Consider the following 16,763-nt stretch of genomic DNA (forward strand, 5'->3'; position numbering starts at 1 on the left):
GCGGCTCTTAGCGCCCCGCCGCCCCGCGTGCAACCGGGTCCGCGCGGGGTTCGCAGCCCGCGCGGGCGCGACTATGTGAGGGGCACGCATGTCGCTCGAAGCCGATCTCCTGCTGGAACGCCGCCGCCTCAAGCGCCGCCTCTCCCTCTGGCGCGGGGCCTTCGTGCTGGGCGTCGTGGCGCTGCTCGCCCTGCTCGCCGGCCGGCCGGAGGCGGCGGGCGAGTGGCTGGGCGGGGCGCATGTGGGCCGCCTCACCCTCTCGGGCGCCATCGGCGAGGACCGGCGCCTGCTGCGCGAGCTCGACCGCGCGGCGCGCGACCCCGAGCTGCGCGCCCTCATCGTCTCCATCAACAGCCCGGGCGGCAGCGTGGCCGGGGGCGAGGCCTTCCACGCCGCGATCCAGCGCGTGCGCGAGGCGGGCAAGCCCGTGGTCGCGGTGATGGGCGGCACCGCCGCCTCGGCCGGCTACATGGTGGCCCTGCCGGCGCAGCGCATCTTCGCGCGCGAGGCGACGCTGACCGGCTCCATCGGCGTGATCCTGCAATCCTTCGAGGTGTCGGAGCTGATGGCCCGGCTCGGCCTGCGCGCCGAGACGCTGGCCTCCGGCCCGCTGAAGGACCAGCCCAGCCCCTTCCGCCCGCTGACCGAGGAGGGCCGCGCCGCCCTCTCCGCCGTCATCGAGGACATGCAGGCGCAGTTCGTCGCCCGCGTCGCCGCCGGCCGCGCCCTGCCCGAGGCGCGTGTGCGCGAGCTGGCCGACGGGCGCGTCATGTCCGGCCGCCAGGCGCTGGCCGCCGGCCTCGTGGACGCGATCGGCGGCGAGCGCGAGGCGCGCGCCTGGCTGGCCGAGGCGCATGGCGTCCCGGCCGGCCTGCGCGTGCGCGAGCTCGACCCGCGCGGCCCGGCCGAGCGCGCCCTCTCGGAAGCGGCGCGGCTGTTCTGGCAGGGGGCGGCCTCGCTGCTGCGCGCCGAGGGGTGGATGCCGGGGCAGATTCATCCGCGTTGACGCAACTTCGCGCTGGACAAAGCCGCCCGGCCGCCGCTGGTATTCCCATCGTCGCAACCCCTGCCCGAGGACGGATGACAAAGAGCGAGCTGATCGCCCACTTGGCCGCGCAGAACCCGCATCTGCGCCAGCCCGATATCGAGCGGGTGGTCGGCACCATCTTCGAGGAGATCAGCGCCGCCCTCGCCCGGGGCGACAGGGTGGAGCTGCGCGGCTTCGGCGCCTTCACCACCCGCCGGCGCGAGGCGCGCCAGGGCCGCAACCCCCGCACCGGCGAGGCGGTGGCCGTGGCCCCCAAGGGCATGCCGCATTTCCGCCCGGGCAAGGAGCTGCGCATCCGCGTCAATGGCGGCAAGGATCCCAACGACCCGGGCTGACGCCCCGCCCCGTCCGGGCTATCGGCCCCTCCATGCTGCCCCGCCCCGCGACTCCCGACGCGCGCCTGATCGCCGCGCTCGACCTTCCCTCCCTGGCCGCCGCGCGCGCCATGGCCGCGCGCCTCGCCGGGGCGGCGCCCGTGCTCAAGCTCGGCCTCGAGCTCTTCACCGCCGAGGGGCCGCCCGCGCTTGCGGCGCTGCGCGGCGCGGCCCCCGTCTTTCTCGACCTCAAGCTGCACGACATCCCCAACACCGTGGCCGGGGCGGTGCGCGCCCTCGCCCCGCAGGGGGCCGCCATGCTCACCCTCCACGCGGGCGGGGGGGCGGCGATGATCGCGGCGGCGCGCGAGGCGGCCGAGAGCGCGGGGGCGGCGCGGCCCATCCTGCTCGCCGTCACTGTGCTCACCAGCATGGACGATGCGGCGCTGCGCGGGGTGGGGGTGGCCGACGCCCCCCGCGCCCAGGTGCTGCGCCTCGCGCGGCTCGCCATGGCGGCGGGGGCGGATGGGCTCGTCTGCTCGCCGCAGGAGGTGGCGGCGATCCGCGACGCGCTGGGCGCGGGGCCGCTGCTGGTCGTGCCCGGCATCCGCCCGGCGGGGGCCGCGAAGGGCGACCAGGCGCGCACCGCCACCCCGGAGGAGGCGGTGGCCGCGGGGGCGGACTGGATCGTGGTGGGCCGCCCCATCACCGCCGCGCCCGACCCGGCGGCGGCCGCGCGCGCCATCACCGCATCCCTGCCGCGCTGATGCCCGTCGAGGTCAAGATCTGCGGCGTGAACAGCGCTGAGGCGCTGGGCTGGGCCGCCGCGGCGGGGGCGGATTTCGTGGGCTTCGTCTTCTTCCCCGCCTCGCCCCGCGCGGTGAGCCCCGCCGAGGCCGCCGCCATCTCCGCCAGCCACCCGGGCGGGCCGCGGCGCGTGGGCCTGTTCGTGGACCCCGACGACGCCGCGCTGGCCGCCGCCCTGGCCGCGCTGCCGCTCGACCTCATCCAGCTCCATGGCGAGGAGAGCCCCGAACGTGTGGCCGCGGTGCGCGCGCGCTTCGGGGTGCCGGTGATGAAGGCGCTCGGCATCGGCAGCGAGGCGGACCTCGCCGCCATCGTCCCCCATGCCCGCGTGGCGGACCGGCTGCTGCTCGATGCCAAGCCCCCGCCCGGGGCCGCGCTGCCCGGCGGCAATGCCGCGCCCTTCGAATGGCGGCTGGCGCGGCGGGCCGCCATCCCCGTGCCCTGGCTGCTGGCCGGCGGCCTCACCCCCGCCAATGTGGCCGAGGCGCTGGCGGCCAGCGGCGCGCCGGGGGTGGATGTCTCCTCCGGCGTCGAGCGCGCGCGGGGGGTGAAGGACGAAGCCCTGATCCGCGCCTTCATCGCCGCGGCCCGGGGCTGACGCCGCGCCGCCCCTTCGCTATCACCCTTCCTCACGCCAGCGCCGGATGCCCGAGTTGTGAACACGCCCCTCACGCGCCCCAACACCTATCGCTCCGGCCCCGACGCGGCCGGCAAGTTCGGCGGCTTCGGCGGCCGCTACGTCGCCGAGACGCTGATGCCGCTGATTCTGGAGGTGGAGAAGGCCTACGCCGCCGCGAAGAAGGACCCCGCCTTCGACGCCGAATGGCGGCGGCTGCTGACGCACTACGTCGGCCGGCCGAGCCCGCTCTGGTTCGCCGAGCGCGTGACCGGGCATCTGCGCGCCCAGGCCGCGCCGGGGCTGGGGGCGAAGGTGTATTTCAAGCGCGACGAGCTGAACCACACCGGCGCGCACAAGATCAACGCGGTGCTGGGGCAGATCCTGCTCGCGAAGCGCATGGGCAAGAAGCGCATCATCGCCGAGACGGGGGCGGGCCAGCATGGCGTGGCCACCGCCACCGCCTGCGCCCTGTTCGACCTGCCCTGCACCGTCTTCATGGGCGCGGTGGACGTGGCGCGCCAGCAGCCCAACGTGTTCCGCATGAAGCTGCTCGGCGCCGAGGTGGTGGCCGTCGAGAGCGGCGCGGCCACGCTGAAGGACGCGATGAACGAGGCGCTGCGCCACTGGGTCGCCCATGTCGAGGACACCTACTACTGCATCGGCACGGTCGCGGGCCCGCACCCCTATCCGGCCATGGTGCGCGACTTCCAGAGCGTGATCGGCGAGGAGGTGCGCGCGCAGATGATGGAGGCCGAGGGCCGGCTGCCCGATGTGCTGGTGGCCGCGATCGGCGGCGGCTCCAACGCCATGGGGCTGTTCCATCCCTTCCTCGACGACGCGGGGGTGCGCATGTTCGGCGTCGAGGCCGGCGGGCACGGCATCGAGACCGTGACGGGCCATGCCGCGAGCCTCACCGGCGGGCGGCCGGGCGTGCTGCACGGCAACCGCACCTATCTGCTGCAGGACGAGAACGGGCAGATCCTGGAAGGGCACTCCATCAGCGCGGGGCTCGACTACCCGGGCGTGGGCCCCGAGCACGCCTGGCTGCACGAGCTCGGCCGCGTGGAATACGTGAACGCGACGGACGAGGAGGCGCTCTCGGCCTTCCAGCTCTGTGCGCGTCTCGAGGGGATCATCCCGGCGCTGGAGCCCGCGCACGCGCTCGCGCATGTGCTCAAGCTCGCCCCCACCCTGCCGGCGGAGACGCTGATCGTGATGAACATGTGCGGCCGCGGCGACAAGGACATCTTCACCGTGGCGAAGCTGCTCGGGGAGAAGTTCTGATGCCGGCCGATCCTGCAGCGCCGCAGGCGCGGAGCGCGAACCGGCCGGCCGGCCGGCCCTCCCGCATCGCCGCGCGCTTCGCCGCGCTCCGCGCCGAGGGCCGCGGCGCGCTCATCCCCTTCCTCGAGGCCTATGACCCCGACCTCGCCACCAGCATGGAGATCCTGCGCGGCATGCCCGCGGCCGGGGCGGACCTCATCGAGATCGGCGTGCCCTTCACCGACCCGATGGCCGATGGCCCCATCATCCAGGCCGCCGGCCAGCGCGGGCTGAAGGCGGGCGCGACGCTGGCCGGCGCCCTCGCCATGGTGCGCGCCTTCCGCGAGGGCGATGACGCGACGCCCGTGATCCTGATGGGCTATCTCAACCCCATCCTCTCCTACGGGGCCGAGCGCTTCGCCGCGGATGCCGCCGCGGCGGGGGTGGACGGGATCATCGTGGTGGACATGCCGCCCGAGGAGGCGGAGGTGCTCGCCCCGCACGCGAAGGAGGCGGGGCTCGACATCATCCGCCTCGTCGCACCCACCACCGATGCGGCGCGGCTGCCGCTGGTGCTGAACGCCTCCTCGGGCTTCGTCTATTACGTGGCGATCACGGGCATCACGGGCACGAAGAGCGCGGCGCCGGAGGAGCTGGCCGCCGCCATCCCGCGCATCCGCGCGCACACGGATCTGCCCATCTGCATCGGCTTCGGCGTGCGCACGCCCGAGCAGGCGGCCCATGCGGCGCGGGTGAGCGACGGCGCCGTGGTGGCCTCGGCGCTGATCGACACGCTGGCGAAATCGCTCGACGCGGAGGGCCGCCCCGCCCCGGATTCCGCGCGCCGCGTGCTCGACCAGGTGCGCGCGCTGGCCCAGGCGGTGCGCGCGGCGCGCTGAGGCGCGCCTCCCCCCCCCCTCGACAGGCGCCCCCGCCCGCCTGAGCATCCCCGCGCACAGGCAAGGGGGGGAAGCGGATGGAAGAGGTGGGCTTCATCGGGCTCGGCATGATGGGCCGGCCCATGGCGGAGAACCTGCACGCCAAGGGCGTGCCCCTCCTCACCTGCGATGCGGCGGGCGTGACCCTGCCCGGCGTGCCGGCCGAGGCCGCGCCCGAGGCCGTGGGGCGCGCCGCGCGCACCGTGATCCTGATGCTGCCCGACAGCCGGGCCGTCGCCGCCGTGATGGAGGCGCTGCTGCCCGCCCTCGCGCCCGGTTCGCTGGTGGTGGACATGGGCAGCAGCCTGCCCGCCGAGACGCGGCGCTGGGGCGCGGCGCTGGCCGGGCGGGGCTCGGCCATGCTGGATGCGCCCGTCTCGGGCTCCGTGCCCAAGGCGCGGGCGGGCACCCTCGCCATCATGGTGGGCGGCGAGGAGGCCGATTTCCTGCGCGCCGAGCCGCTGCTGCGCGCGATGGGCGAGGCCATCATCCGCACCGGGGCGCTGGGCAGCGCGCACGCGATGAAGGCGCTGAACAACTTCGTCTATGCCGCGGGGCTGCTGGCCGTGAGCGAGGCCGCGCTGGCCGCCGAGCGCGAGGGGCTCGACCTCGGGGTGTTCACGCGGGTGCTCAACGCCTCCTCCGGCCGCAACGTGGCGAGCGAGACGAAGCTCGCGCAGGAGATCGCGAGCGGGCGCTACGCCGGCGGCTTCCAGCTCGGCCTGATGCGCAAGGATCTGGAGACGGCCGGCGCGCTGGTCGAGGGCGCGGGCACGCCGCGCGCGCTGCTCGACCTCTGCCGCGCGCTGTGGGCCGAGGCGGTGGCGGCGGAGGGGGCGAAGGCCGACAACACCGCCATCCACCGCTTCCTCAGGGCGCGCGGTAGCTGAGTCCGTAGCGCAGCAGGAACTCCGCGATCCGCAGGCGTTCCGCGGCGACGAGGCAGGTCTCGGCCCCTCCGGCCTCGTGCTGGAAGCGATAGACGGTGATGTGCTCGCCCTCGATCGCCATGCGGCAGAAGCCCTTGTCGGGCGCGGGGTCGTCGCCGGGGCAGCGCGCCACGTCGTAGTGGCGCACATGCGGCTCGAACTCGGAATAGGGCACCCAGCAGCGCATCTCCTGGGCGGCGAGCGCGGCGGGGAAGAGAAGCAGGGCGCTGAACAGGGCGGCGCGGATCATGGTTCCTCCAGAGTCCCGGCCCGCCCATTGCAGGGCAGGCCGGGGCGCGCCGCAAGCGCGGGGATGTGTCATACCAGCGGCCGCTGATTTCGCCTCCTGAGAAGCCGGTGCGGCCGCTGGTATGCCCTTGTTTTCGCGCGCAGCCGCCACACCAACTCTGCGCGCGATACGGTCGGCATGTCATGCCGACCGTATCAGTTACCCACCGGCCGTGCCGACCCGCCGTGGATGAAACTGTGGCACTGTGGTTTGGCTGGTGGCGAGGTCGGCATGCCGATCGTGCGCCAGAGCCCCCGTGTCAGTTTCTGTCTAGCCGATCTTGTGGTTCGCCAGCCGCTCCAGCGCCTGGACGAGGGCCGAATGGTCCCAGCCCTCGCCGCCCATGGCCGCGCAGGCGGAGAAGAGCTGCTGGGCCGAGGCGGTGTTGGGCAGCGCCACCCCCAGCTCCTTCGCCGCCTGCAGGGCGAGGTTCAGGTCCTTCTGGTGCAGCCGGATGCGGAAGCCGGGGTCGAAGGTCCGGTTGATCATCCGCTCGGCGTGCACCTCGAGGATGCGGGAGTTGGCGAAGCCGCCCATCAGGGCCTGGCGCACCTTGGCGGGGTCCGCCCCCGCCTTGGAGGCGAAGACCAGCGCCTCGGCCACCGCCTCGATGTTCAGCGCGACGATGATCTGGTTCGCCACCTTCGTTGTCTGCCCCGCGCCATTGGGGCCGACCAGCGTGATGTTCTTCCCCATGGCCTGGAACAGCGGCAGGGCGCGGGCGAAGGCCGCCTCCGGCCCGCCGACCATGATGGTGAGCGCGGCGTTCTTCGCCCCCACCTCGCCGCCCGAGACGGGCGCGTCCAGGTAGTCGCAGCCCAGCGCGTTGATGCGCGCGGCGAACTCCTTGGTGGCGGTGGGGCTGATCGAGGACATGTCGATCACGAGCTTGCCGGGCGCGAGCCCCTCGGCGACACCCTTGGGGCCGAACAGCGCGGCCTCCACATCGGGCGTGTCGGGCACCATCGTGATGACGACATCGGCCCGGCGCGCGGCCTCGGCCGTGTCGTGGACGATGGTGAAGGCGGCCCGCGCCTCGGGCTTCAGGCTGGCGCGCTCGGGCGCGATGATCGCGTGGCCGGCCTTGGCGAGGTTCTGCGCCATGGGCAGGCCCATGATGCCGAGGCCGATGAAGGCGATGTTCATGTCGTGCGGTCTCCCTCTGATCCTTCGGGCGGCGCTCAGCCCGCCCGATAGGGCGCGAACCAGCCGAGCCCGGCGAGCGTCTCGCCCTTCGGGCGGTATTCGCAGCCGATCCAGCCGCGATAGCCGGCCGCGTCAATGGCGGCGAAGACGAAGGGCCAGTTCACCTCGCCCGTGCCGGGCTCGTGCCGGCCCGGCGTGTCCGCCACCTGCATGTGGGCGATGTAGGGCAGCAGCGCCTGCATGCGCGGCACGAGGTCGCCCTCGGTGATCTGGCAGTGGTAGAGGTCGAACTGCAGGCCGAGGCGCTCGGGCCCCACCGCCTCGATCACCTGCACGGCGTTGCCCGTGCCCGTCAGCGCATAGCCCGGCATGTCGCGCTGGTTGATGGGCTCGATCACGCATTTCACGCCCTGGGCGATGGCCCGCTCCGCCGCCCAGGCGAGGTTGATGGCGTAGAGCGAGGTCAGCGTGCCCTGCGCCACGCCGGGCGGGATCATCCCCGCCATCACGTGCAGCCGCGGGCAGCCGAGCGCGCCGGCGTAGTCGAGCGCGCGCATGATCCCGTCGCGGAACTCCTGCTGGCGGCCTGGCAGGCAGGCGGTGCCGCGCTCGCCCGCCGCCCAGTCGCCGGGCGGTGCGTTGAACAGCACCTGCTGCAGCCCGTTGTCGGCGAGGCGCTTCGCGATCTCGGCGGCCGGATGCTCGTAGGGAAAGAGGAATTCCACCGCCTCGAAGCCCGCCGCGCGGGCGGCGGCGAAGCGGTCGAGGAAGGGCAGCTCGGTGAACATCATCGAGAGGTTCGCGGCGAATTTCGGCATCGGGCGCTCCGCGTGGACGTTCGGGGCGGGAGGGGTAACAGATGGGGCAGGGGGCGGACACCCCCCGGCCGTATCACCCGAAGCGCGCCGCCAGCGCGGCCTGGGCCTCGGGCGCCATGTGCAGGCCGAGCTTGGTGCGCCGCCAGAGCACATCCTCGGCCGAGCGCGCCCATTCGCGCGCGCGCATCCAGTCGAGCTCCGCCTCCGTCAGCCCCGCGCCGAGATCCGCCCCCGCCCGCCCGCCGGCGAAGACCTCGGGCAGCAGGGCGCCATGGGTGCGCACCAGGCGCGGCAGATGCGCGGGGTCGAGGAAGGGCAGGGCGCGCGCCATCTCGGCGGCGAAGGCGGCGTGGGTCATGCCGCCCAGATCGCCGCCCGGCAGCCGCGCCGCGGCGGTCCAGGGCGTGCCGGCGCGGCCCAATGCGGCGCCGATCATCCCCGCCGCCTCCTCGGCGAGCCGGCGGAAGGTGGTGATCTTGCCGCCATAGACGCTGAGCAGCGGCGCGCCCGCGCGGTCGAGCTTCAGCACATAGTCGCGCGTCACGGCCGAGGGGTTCTCGGCCCCGTCGTCGTAGAGCGGGCGCACGCCGGAATAGCGCCAGACGATCTCCTCCGGCCGCACCTCCCGCGCGAACTGGCGCGAGACGGCGGCGCAGAGATAGGCGGCCTCCTCATCCGTGCAGCGGGCCTCGGCCGGGTCGCCCTCATGCGGCACGTCGGTGGTGCCGATGAGCGAGAAGCGCTCCTCGTAGGGGATGACGAAGACCACGCGCCGGTCGTCGTTCTGCAGGATGTAGGCGTGCTCCCCCTCGTAGAGGCGCGGCACGACGATGTGGCTGCCGCGGATGAGGCGCACCGCGCCGGGCTTCGGGGCCTGGGCGGCGTCCAGCGCCTGCTGCACCCAGGGGCCGGCGGCGTTGACGATGGCGCGCACGCGGATGCGCTCGCCCTTCCGGTCGGGGCCGCGCAGCGTCACCTCCCAGTGGTCGGGGTGGCGGCGCGCCTCCTCGAAGGCGGTGCGGGTGCGGATGTCGGCCCCGCGATCCGCCGCGTCGCGGGCGCAGAGCAGCACGAGGCGCGAATCCTCCACCCAGGCGTCCGAATAGGCGAAGGCGTGGGTGATGGCGGGCGAAAGCGGCGCGGCGAGCGGGTGGCCCGCGGTGCGGAACCCCTCCGCCCCGGGCAGCGAGACGCGCCGCGCCAGGTGGTCGTAGAGGAAGAGCCCCGCGCGGATCATCCAGCGCGGGCGCATCTCGGGCCGGTGCGGCAGCACGAAGCGCAGCGGCCAGATGATGTGCGGGGCGGCGGCCAGCAGCACCTCGCGCTCGGCCAGCGCCTCGCGCACCAGGCGGAACTCGTAGAGCTCGAGATAGCGCAGCCCCCCGTGGATGAGCTTGGAGGAGGCCGAGGAGGTGGCCTGCGCGAGGTCCCCCCGCTCGGCCAGGATCACGGAATGGCCGCGGCCGGCGAGGTCGCGCGCGATGCCCGCGCCGTTCACGCCGCCGCCGATGACGAGGATGTCGCAACCCAGCATGGCGCGGGATTAGGGGGCGCGGGGCGGAGCGTCCAGGGCGGGGCGCGCAACCGCACGTTAACCCTGCAAGGCTAGACTCGGACGGGTTCACCAACCGACCGGAGAGCCGGGATGTCGACAGATCGTTTCGCGGGGTGGCTGCGGCTGCCCGACCTCACCCTCGCCACCCGTGTGGCGCTGGCCGGCATCGCCAGCGTCGCCCTCGCCGTGGGGCTGCTGCTCGCCTGGACCGTGATGGACGCGCGCGAACGCGCCTGGGCCGAGGTGGAGGAGCGGCTCGACCGCGACCTCGCCCTGCTGGAAGCCCTGACCGGCCCCGCCGCCGCGCCCTGGCGGCTGACGGAGAGCGGCCAGCTCGCGCGCGGCGAGCGGGTGATCGAGGGCGCGAACGATCTGGTGGACATCGTCTCCCGCCGCGGCGGTGGCGTGGCGACCATCTTCCGCGGCGAGGAGCGCGTCGCGACGACCGTGCAGCGCCCGGACGGCAGCCGCGCCACCGGCACGCGCCTCGCGCCCGGGCCCGCCCACAGCGAGGCCATCGGCGCGGGCCGCACCTATCGCGGCGTCAACACCATCCTGGGGCGCGATCATCTGACCATCTACCAGCCCATCCGGGACGCGCAGGGGAGGCAGATCGGGCTTCTCTTCGTCGGCCACGCCGTCGAGGGGATCTACGCCCCCGCGCACCGGGAAGCCGCGCGCAAGGCGGCCGTCGCGCTGGGGCTGCTGCTCGTCCTTGCGGGCGGCTTCTGGTGGGCGATGCGCCTTCAGCTTCGGCCTCTGGATGCGCTGCGCGCGCGGATGAAGACGATGGCGGCGGGTGAGCTGGACGCGCCCACGCCGCACACCGCCCGCCGCGACGAGATCGGCGCCATGGCGCGGGATCTGGAAGCCCTGCGCCTCGCGCGGCTGGAGGCCCGGCAATTGCGCCTGGAGTCGGAGCGCGAGCGCGAGCAGGCCGAGGCCGCGCGCCGGGCGGACGCCGCCCGCGCCGCCGAGGCGCTGGAGGCCGCGCTGAGCGACGCCTCCACCCAGTTGAAGGAGCGCGCCTCCGCCACCCTCGCCGCCGCGGAACTGCTCTCCAGCGCGGCCGAACGCGCCACGCGGCAGACCGGCGCGCTGGGCGAAGGCGCCGATGGGGCGACGGCCCAGGTGCAGGCGGTGGCCGCCGCGGCGGAGGAGCTGTCGAGCAGCATCGCCGAGATCACCCGCCGCGTGGGCGAGGCCTCGCGCATCGCCGACCGCGCCATGGGCGAGGCGCAGACCACCGACCAGACGGTGCGCGGCCTCTCCAGCGCCGCCCAGCGCATCGGCGAGGTGGTGCGGCTGATCGAGAGCATCGCCGCGCAGACCAACCTGCTCGCGCTCAACGCCACCATCGAGGCGGCGCGGGCCGGCGAGGCGGGCAAGGGCTTCGCCGTGGTCGCGGGCGAGGTGAAGGCGCTGGCCGCCCAGACCGCCAAGGCGACGGAGGAGATCGCCGCGCAGATCGGCGGCATCCGCGCCACCACCGAGAGCGCGGCCGAGGCCATTCGGGGCATCGCCGGCACCATCACGGAGCTGCACGGGATCAGCGGCGCGATCGCCGAGGCCATGGCCCAGCAGGGCGACGCGACGCGCGAGATCGCCGCCCGCGTGGCCGAGGCGGCGGGCGCCACCACCACCATCTCCACGGAGACGCGCGTGCTGCTGGGCGATGTCGAACGCACCGACGCCGCGGCGCGCGACCTGCGCGAGCTCGCCACCGGCCTCGACCAGTCCGGCCGCTACCTGCGCGAGGAGGTGGCCGCGCTCGCCCAGCGCCTGCGCGCGGCCTGACCCTTTGCGCCCGCCCGCCGCATCCCCATCTCGCCCGCAGCGAGGGGAGATGCGGCGATGGAGTTCGCAACGCTCGGCGGCGGCTGCTTCTGGTGCCTGGACGCCGCCTACCGCGAGGTGGCCGGGGTGCGCCAGGTGGTCAGCGGCTATGCCGGCGGCCACACGCCGAACCCCAGCTACGAGCAGGTCTGCGGCAAGAAGACCGGCCATGCCGAGGTGGTGCGCATCGGCTTCGACCCGGAGGTGGTCTCCTACGCCGATCTGCTGCGCATCTTCTTCGCCCTGCACGACCCCACCACGAAGGACCGTCAGGGCGCCGACGTGGGCCCGCAATACCGCTCCATCATCCTGGCCGAGACGCCGGAGCAGATGGAGGTGGCGCGCGCCGTGATGGCCGAGGTGGAGGCCGCCGGCCTCTGGGGCGCGCCGCTGGTGACGGAGCTCCTCCCCGCCGGCGCCTTCTGGCCCGCCGAGCCGGAGCATCAGGACTATTTCAACCGCAACCCCTGGTCCGGCTATTGCCGGGCGGTGATCGCGCCCAAGCTGGCGAAGTTCCGCAAGGCCTTCGCCCCGCGCCTCCTCCGCGCCGGGGCATGAGCCGTGTTCTTCAAGCCGAAGCCCGCCCGCGACGATTTCCCCATCCGGCGCAGCGAGGCCGAGTGGCGCGCCGCGCTCGACCCGCTCGCCTTCCGCGTGCTGCGCGAACACGCGACCGAGCGCGCCGGCACCTCGCCCCTCAACCGCGAGAAGCGCCCGGGCCTCTACCGCTGCGCCGGCTGCGGTGCGCCGCTGTTCGACGCGGCGGCGAAGTTCGACAGCGGCACGGGCTGGCCCTCCTTCACCGCGCCCGTGCAGGGGCGTGTGGGCGAGCGGGAGGACAACAGCCTGTTCATGCGCCGCACCGAGGTGCATTGCGCGGACTGCGGCGGGCATCTGGGCCATGTCTTCCCCGACGGGCCGCCGCCCACCGGGCTGCGCTACTGCATCAACGGCGCGGCGCTCGCCTTCGAACCGGCGGCGTGACAACGCGGCCCCGCCTGGGGAAAACCGCCACAACGCCTTGAAAGCGCCGCCTGTTTCGGCTTCACTGAAATTCCCCTCTGCTGGACCCCCGCCATGTGGCGTTTCCTGGCCGCGGCCCTGTTCCTGGCGTCCCCCGCGCGCGCCGATCTCGTCTATGTGCTGAACTCGGGCGATGCCTCCATCTCCGTGCTGGACGCGCAGACCCGCACCGAGCTGCGCCGCATCCCGGTGCTGCGCGAGGTGCACCACCTCGTCGTCACGCCCGATGGGCGGGAGCTGGTGGTGGGGGATTCCGGCGGCAATGAGCTGATCTTCCTCGACCCCGCCTCGGGCGAGGTGCTGCGCCGGCTGCGCCTGTCCAACCCCTACCACCTCGAATACAGCCCCAATGGCCGGTATTTCGTGGTGGCCAGCCTGCGGCGCGACCAGATCGACATCTACGACGCCGAAACCAAGACGCTGCTGCAGCGCTTCCGCCAGCCCGACAAGCCGAGCCACATCGCCTTCAGCCCCGACAGCCGCTGGGTCTATGTGACGCTGCAGGGCACGGGCCAGGTGGCGGCGGTGGACATGACCACGCGCCAGACCGCCTGGATCCAGGATGTGGGCCCCGAGCCCGCCGGCATCATCTGGCATCGCGGCCGCCTGCTCATCGGCCTGATGGGCCGCGACGACTTCGTGAGCCTCGACCCCGAGACGCGCGAGGTGCGCACCGCCTTCCGCGTGGGCCGCGGCGCGCACAACGTCTTCCCCTCGCCGGACGGGCGGCGCCTCTACGCCACCTCGCGCGTGGAAAGCCGCATCGCGGAACTGGACGCCGAGACGCTGGAGGTGATTCGCGTCTTCGACATCCCCGGCGGGCCGGACTGCATCGCCTTCGACAGCGAGGGCCGGCTCTACGCCACGCTGCGCTGGATCGGGCGGGTGCTGGTGCTCGATCCGCGCACGGGCGAGCAGGCGCAGATGCGCGTGGGCCGCAGCCCGCACGGCATCTTCGTGATGCCGCGCCGGCCCGGGCTCGGGGCGGATTTCGCCTTCGCCGAGCCGGGCGCGCGCTCGGGCCCGCGCCCGCTGCCGCAGCCCGTCACCGCCGGGGGCAGCGTGGTGCGCGCCCCGCCCGCCCACACGGCGCCGCTCGCCGCGCCGCCGCGCCTGCCGGCCCAGCCCGTGGCCGCGCCCGCGGGGCGATGAGGCTTCCGCGCCGCGCCCTGGCCGCCGCCGCGCTGGCCCTGCCCGGCCTCGCCGCGGCGCAGGGCCGGGCGGGCCGGCTCTACCTCACCATAGACACCGGCTGGTCGCGCGAGGCGGAGGAGATCGCCGCCGCCATGCGTCGCCTCGGCGTGCGCGCCACCCTCTTCGTCGCCCATGAGCCGACCTTCCGCGGCGACCGGCAGCTCGACGAATCCTGGGCTCCCTTCTGGCGCGCCCGCGCGGCCGAGGGGCATGTCTTCGCCTCCCACACCTGGCGGCACTGGTATTTCCAGGGCGATGCGGGGCCGGGGCGCACGCGCTACGTCTCGCGCCGCAACGAGGGGGCGGAGGTGCTGGACCAGCCCGCCCTCTGCGCCGAGCTCTCCCGCCCCGTCGAGGCGCTGCGCCGCATGGTGCCCGAGGCGGTGGTGCTGCCGCTCTGGCGCGCGCCGGGCGGCATTCTCACCCCCGAGGCGCGGCGCATGGCCGCCGCCTGCGGGCTGACCCACCAGGGCTGGACCGCCAACGGCTTCCTGGGCGACGAACTCCCCTCCGACGCCCATCCCAACGCCGCGCTGCTGCGCCGGGCGCTGGCCAGCATCCGCGACGGCGAGGTGCTGGTGATGCACTGGGGCGTGCGCTCCCGCCGCGAGCCCTTCGCGGGCGTCTTCGCCCCGCTGCTCGAGGGGCTGCTCGCGCGCGGCTTCCGCTTCGAGACCCTCCCCCCCGAAGGACGGCCCACGTGATCGAGACCCTGGCCGACGCCTACACCCTGTTCACCGGCTGGCTCTTCGAGGCCTGGCTGCAGCCCGCCCTCTACGCGCTCGGCCTGATGGACTGGGCGGACGAGGCCTTCGAGTGGATGGATTTCGTCATCTTCGGCGCCATCCAGGTGCTGGTGGTGATGGCCGTCTGCCTGCCGCTGGAGCGCTGGCGGCCGGTGGAGCGCTGGGAAAGCCGGCGCCGCGTCTGGACCGACGTGACCTACACGCTGCTGGTGCGGCTCGGCATCCTGCCCATGCTCGGCTTCGTGCTGTTCTTCGCCGCCTCGGCGCGCATCGAGGGCTGGATCGCGGATTCCGGCTTCGTGCCGCCCACGCTCGAGACCTTCCTGCCCTTCCTGCGCGAGGCGCCGCTGCTCGCGCTGCTGTTCTACATCGTGGTGCTCGACTTCGCGGAATACTGGCGGCACCGCTTCCAGCACATGTTCGGCTGGTGGTGGGCGCTGCACTCCATCCACCACGCCCAGACGCAGATGACCTTCTGGACCGATGACCGCAACCATGTGCTGGACGACGCGATCGCCGCGGCCTGGTTCGGGATCATCGCGGTGCTGATCGGCGTGCCGCCGGGGCAGTTTCCCGTCATCCTGATGGTGCTGCGCCTCGCCGAGAGCCTCTCGCACGCCAATGTGCGGCTCGATTTCGGCTGGCTGGGGGAGCGGCTCGTCGTCTCGCCCCGCTTCCACCGCCTGCACCACGGGCTGCTGAGCGCGGGCGGCACGGGCAAGAACTACGGCGTGCTGCTGCCGGTCTGGGACTGGATCTTCGGCACGGCCGATTTCCGCCGCGACCACTACCCCCGCACCGGGGATCCGAGCGCGCCGCGCGCCTATGTCGAGGGCGGCTGGCTGCGCCAGCAGGCGGCAGGTCTGCGCGAGGTCTGGCGCGCGCTCAGAGGCCGGCGAGCCTGAGCAGCAGCCCCGCCCCGGCGGCCACCCCCAGCGTGCGCACCACGCCGAGCCGCCAGCGGAACAGGCAGAGCCCCGCGAGGGCGGCGAGCGCCAGCGCCAGCGGCTGCACGGAGAGCGGATCGGGCCAGGCGAGCGCCAGCGGCCCGGGGGTCATCCGCGCGAACAGCACGCGAAGGCCGAACCACAGCGCGAGGCTCGCGATCACGCCCACCACCGCCGCCGTCACCCCCGCCAGCGCGCCGCGCAGCCGCGGCTGGTCGTGCAGCGCCTCTACATGAGGGGCGCCGAGGAAGATCCAGGCGAAGCAGGGCAGGAAGGTGACCCAGAGCGTCAGCGCCGCGCCGGCCAGCCCGCCCCAGCCGCCATGCGCCGCCCATCCGGCGAGGAAGCCCACGAACTGCAGCACGAGGATGAGCGGCCCCGGCGTCGTCTCCGCGAGGCCGAGGCCCACCAGCATCTCGGCCGGCGTCAGCCAGCCATAGCCCTGCACCGCCTCCTGCGCGACCCAGGCGAGCACCGCATAGGCGCCGCCGAAGGTGACGACGGCCATGAGCGAGAAGAACCGGCCGATCTCGGCGAAAACCCCGCCCGCCGGCTGCAGGAGCGCCACGGGCCAGAGCCAGAGCACGAGGCAGAGCAGCCCCGCTCGCCGCGCGGCGGGCGCCATGGCGGCCAGCCGCCCCGGCTCGCGCGCCAGCAGGGCGTCGAGCGCGGCCTGTCGCACCCTCTCGCCCCCGCCATGCCCGCCGCCGGCGAAGCCGCCCGGCGCCAGCGCGCCGATCGCCGCCGCGCCCAGCACCACGAGGGGGAAGGGCAGCCCCAGCACGAAGAGCGCGGCGAAGGCGAGCCCCGCCACCGCCCAGGGCAGCGCGCCGCAGAGCGCGCGCCGCGCCACCTTCAGCAGCGCCTCGACCACCAGCACCAGCACCGCGCAGCTCAGCCCGAAGAACAGCCCCTCGACGAGGGGCACCTGCCCGAGGGCTGCGTAGAGGAAGGAGAGCGCCAGCATCACCGCCGCCCCCGGCGCGATGAACAGAAGCCCCGCCGCCAGCCCGCCCTTCACGCCATGCAGCAGCCAGCCGAGATAGGTGGCGAGCTGCATGGCCTCGGGCCCGGGTAGCAGCATGCAGAAGTTCAGCGCATGGAGGAATCGCCGGTCGCTCACCCAGCGGCGCTCCTCCACCAGCTCGCGCTGCATCAGCGCGATCTGCGCCGCCGGCCCGCCGAAGGAGAGCAGCCCGATGCGCGCCCAGACGGCGAGCGCCTCGCGGAAGGCGGGCAGGGGCGGGGCGGGCGCATCGGTCATGCCGCGGGCTGTGGCACATCGCCGCCC

General features: G+C 74.2%; 18 protein-coding genes. 13 read left to right on the top strand and 5 right to left on the bottom strand.

What is annotated here, in order from left to right:
- Positions 1-88: 88 nt before the first annotated feature.
- From sppA to H596_RS0114570, 7 genes are all read left to right on the top strand, one after another.
- Entirely contained in the window at positions 89-1,006 is a 918-nt protein-coding gene (gene sppA, locus H596_RS0114540; RefSeq protein WP_027285499.1) for a signal peptide peptidase SppA, read from the top strand.
- Positions 1,007-1,080: 74 nt separating this feature from the next.
- The gene (gene ihfB / locus H596_RS0114545) at positions 1,081-1,383 is read left to right on the top strand and encodes an integration host factor subunit beta (RefSeq protein WP_027285500.1); all 303 of its coding nucleotides are present in this window, start codon (positions 1,081-1,083) and stop codon (positions 1,381-1,383) included.
- A 32-nt stretch (positions 1,384-1,415) separates the two neighbouring features.
- Complete coding sequence (pyrF, locus tag H596_RS0114550) at positions 1,416-2,129, top strand: orotidine-5'-phosphate decarboxylase (RefSeq protein WP_027285501.1); 714 nt, start codon at positions 1,416-1,418, stop codon at positions 2,127-2,129.
- The gene (locus H596_RS0114555; RefSeq protein WP_027285502.1) at positions 2,129-2,767 is read left to right on the top strand and encodes a phosphoribosylanthranilate isomerase; all 639 of its coding nucleotides are present in this window, start codon (positions 2,129-2,131) and stop codon (positions 2,765-2,767) included. Before pyrF ends, H596_RS0114555 begins: the two co-directional genes overlap by 1 nt.
- Positions 2,768-2,824: 57 nt before the next feature.
- Positions 2,825-4,072 carry a tryptophan synthase subunit beta gene (gene trpB / locus H596_RS0114560; protein ID WP_027285503.1) on the top strand — a complete coding sequence of 416 codons (1,248 nt, stop codon included), beginning with the start codon at positions 2,825-2,827 and terminating at the stop codon, positions 4,070-4,072.
- Complete coding sequence (gene trpA / locus H596_RS0114565) at positions 4,072-4,950, top strand: tryptophan synthase subunit alpha (RefSeq protein ID WP_051213119.1); 879 nt, start codon at positions 4,072-4,074, stop codon at positions 4,948-4,950. The genes trpB and trpA overlap by 1 nt, the downstream gene beginning before the upstream one ends.
- Positions 4,951-5,027: 77 nt before the next feature.
- A complete protein-coding gene (locus H596_RS0114570; RefSeq protein ID WP_027285505.1) occupies positions 5,028-5,879 on the top strand; it encodes an NAD(P)-dependent oxidoreductase in 852 nt (283 codons plus the stop codon).
- Here the strand turns inward: H596_RS0114570 and H596_RS0114575 are convergent.
- From H596_RS0114575 to glpD, 4 genes are all read right to left on the bottom strand, one after another.
- Positions 5,860-6,168 carry a hypothetical protein gene (locus H596_RS0114575; RefSeq protein WP_027285506.1) on the bottom strand — a complete coding sequence of 103 codons (309 nt, stop codon included), beginning with the start codon at positions 6,166-6,168 and terminating at the stop codon, positions 5,860-5,862. The two genes, H596_RS0114570 and H596_RS0114575, sit on opposite strands and share 20 nt — an antisense overlap.
- Positions 6,169-6,477: 309 nt before the next feature.
- Positions 6,478-7,353 carry a 2-hydroxy-3-oxopropionate reductase gene (locus H596_RS0114580; RefSeq protein WP_027285507.1) on the bottom strand — a complete coding sequence of 292 codons (876 nt, stop codon included), beginning with the start codon at positions 7,351-7,353 and terminating at the stop codon, positions 6,478-6,480.
- Positions 7,354-7,388: 35 nt separating this feature from the next.
- Complete coding sequence (otnI, locus tag H596_RS0114585) at positions 7,389-8,171, bottom strand: 2-oxo-tetronate isomerase (protein ID WP_027285508.1); 783 nt, start codon at positions 8,169-8,171, stop codon at positions 7,389-7,391.
- A 73-nt stretch (positions 8,172-8,244) separates the two neighbouring features.
- Positions 8,245-9,705, bottom strand: coding sequence for a glycerol-3-phosphate dehydrogenase (glpD, locus tag H596_RS0114590; protein ID WP_027285509.1), 1,461 nt, complete (start codon positions 9,703-9,705; stop codon positions 8,245-8,247).
- 111 nt (positions 9,706-9,816) lie between these two features.
- Here glpD and H596_RS21775 point away from each other — a divergent pair, with 111 nt between their 5' ends.
- From H596_RS21775 to H596_RS0114620, 6 genes are all read left to right on the top strand, one after another.
- Entirely contained in the window at positions 9,817-11,523 is a 1,707-nt protein-coding gene (locus H596_RS21775) for a methyl-accepting chemotaxis protein (RefSeq protein ID WP_051213122.1), read from the top strand.
- Positions 11,524-11,580: 57 nt separating this feature from the next.
- Positions 11,581-12,120: a peptide-methionine (S)-S-oxide reductase MsrA gene (msrA, locus tag H596_RS0114600; protein ID WP_027285510.1), complete on the top strand. Its 540-nt coding sequence runs from the start codon at positions 11,581-11,583 to the stop codon at positions 12,118-12,120.
- A 42-nt stretch (positions 12,121-12,162) separates the two neighbouring features.
- The gene (gene msrB, locus H596_RS0114605) at positions 12,163-12,546 is read left to right on the top strand and encodes a peptide-methionine (R)-S-oxide reductase MsrB (protein WP_027285511.1); all 384 of its coding nucleotides are present in this window, start codon (positions 12,163-12,165) and stop codon (positions 12,544-12,546) included.
- A gap of 93 nt (positions 12,547-12,639) precedes the next feature.
- Entirely contained in the window at positions 12,640-13,737 is a 1,098-nt protein-coding gene (locus H596_RS21780) for a YVTN family beta-propeller repeat protein (RefSeq protein WP_084602822.1), read from the top strand.
- On the top strand, positions 13,734-14,483 hold the full coding sequence (locus H596_RS21785; RefSeq protein WP_037301611.1) for a polysaccharide deacetylase family protein: 750 nt from the start codon (positions 13,734-13,736) through the stop codon (positions 14,481-14,483). Before H596_RS21780 ends, H596_RS21785 begins: the two co-directional genes overlap by 4 nt.
- On the top strand, positions 14,480-15,430 hold the full coding sequence (locus tag H596_RS0114620; RefSeq protein ID WP_245584022.1) for a sterol desaturase family protein: 951 nt from the start codon (positions 14,480-14,482) through the stop codon (positions 15,428-15,430). The genes H596_RS21785 and H596_RS0114620 overlap by 4 nt, the downstream gene beginning before the upstream one ends.
- Here H596_RS0114620 and chrA read toward each other — a convergent pair.
- Positions 15,411-16,736 (bottom strand): chromate efflux transporter, encoded by a 1,326-nt coding sequence (chrA, locus tag H596_RS0114625; protein WP_027285513.1) that lies wholly within the window; start codon positions 16,734-16,736, stop codon positions 15,411-15,413. The genes H596_RS0114620 and chrA overlap by 20 nt on opposite strands.
- Positions 16,737-16,763 lie beyond the last annotated feature (27 nt).

The organism is Rubritepida flocculans DSM 14296, assembly GCF_000425365.1.
In the GTDB taxonomy this organism is placed as follows: domain Bacteria; phylum Pseudomonadota; class Alphaproteobacteria; order Acetobacterales; family Acetobacteraceae; genus Roseococcus; species Roseococcus flocculans.

Bases quoted from the DNA above. Each gene is read 5' to 3' on its own strand.
- sppA (WP_027285499.1), top strand. From the start codon at position 89: ATGTCGCTCGAAGCCGATCTCCTGCTGGAACGCCGCCGCCTCAAGCGC.
- ihfB (WP_027285500.1), top strand. From the start codon at position 1,081: ATGACAAAGAGCGAGCTGATCGCCCACTTGGCCGCGCAGAACCCGCAT.
- pyrF (WP_027285501.1), top strand. From the start codon at position 1,416: ATGCTGCCCCGCCCCGCGACTCCCGACGCGCGCCTGATCGCCGCGCTC.
- H596_RS0114555 (WP_027285502.1), top strand. From the start codon at position 2,129: ATGCCCGTCGAGGTCAAGATCTGCGGCGTGAACAGCGCTGAGGCGCTG.
- trpA (WP_051213119.1), top strand. From the start codon at position 4,072: ATGCCGGCCGATCCTGCAGCGCCGCAGGCGCGGAGCGCGAACCGGCCG.
- H596_RS0114570 (WP_027285505.1), top strand. From the start codon at position 5,028: ATGGAAGAGGTGGGCTTCATCGGGCTCGGCATGATGGGCCGGCCCATG.
- H596_RS0114575 (WP_027285506.1), bottom strand. From the start codon at position 6,168: ATGATCCGCGCCGCCCTGTTCAGCGCCCTGCTTCTCTTCCCCGCCGCG.
- H596_RS0114580 (WP_027285507.1), bottom strand. From the start codon at position 7,353: ATGAACATCGCCTTCATCGGCCTCGGCATCATGGGCCTGCCCATGGCG.
- otnI (WP_027285508.1), bottom strand. From the start codon at position 8,171: ATGCCGAAATTCGCCGCGAACCTCTCGATGATGTTCACCGAGCTGCCC.
- glpD (WP_027285509.1), bottom strand. From the start codon at position 9,705: ATGCTGGGTTGCGACATCCTCGTCATCGGCGGCGGCGTGAACGGCGCG.
- H596_RS21775 (WP_051213122.1), top strand. From the start codon at position 9,817: ATGTCGACAGATCGTTTCGCGGGGTGGCTGCGGCTGCCCGACCTCACC.
- msrA (WP_027285510.1), top strand. From the start codon at position 11,581: ATGGAGTTCGCAACGCTCGGCGGCGGCTGCTTCTGGTGCCTGGACGCC.
- H596_RS21780 (WP_084602822.1), top strand. From the start codon at position 12,640: ATGTGGCGTTTCCTGGCCGCGGCCCTGTTCCTGGCGTCCCCCGCGCGC.
- H596_RS21785 (WP_037301611.1), top strand. From the start codon at position 13,734: ATGAGGCTTCCGCGCCGCGCCCTGGCCGCCGCCGCGCTGGCCCTGCCC.
- chrA (WP_027285513.1), bottom strand. From the start codon at position 16,736: ATGACCGATGCGCCCGCCCCGCCCCTGCCCGCCTTCCGCGAGGCGCTC.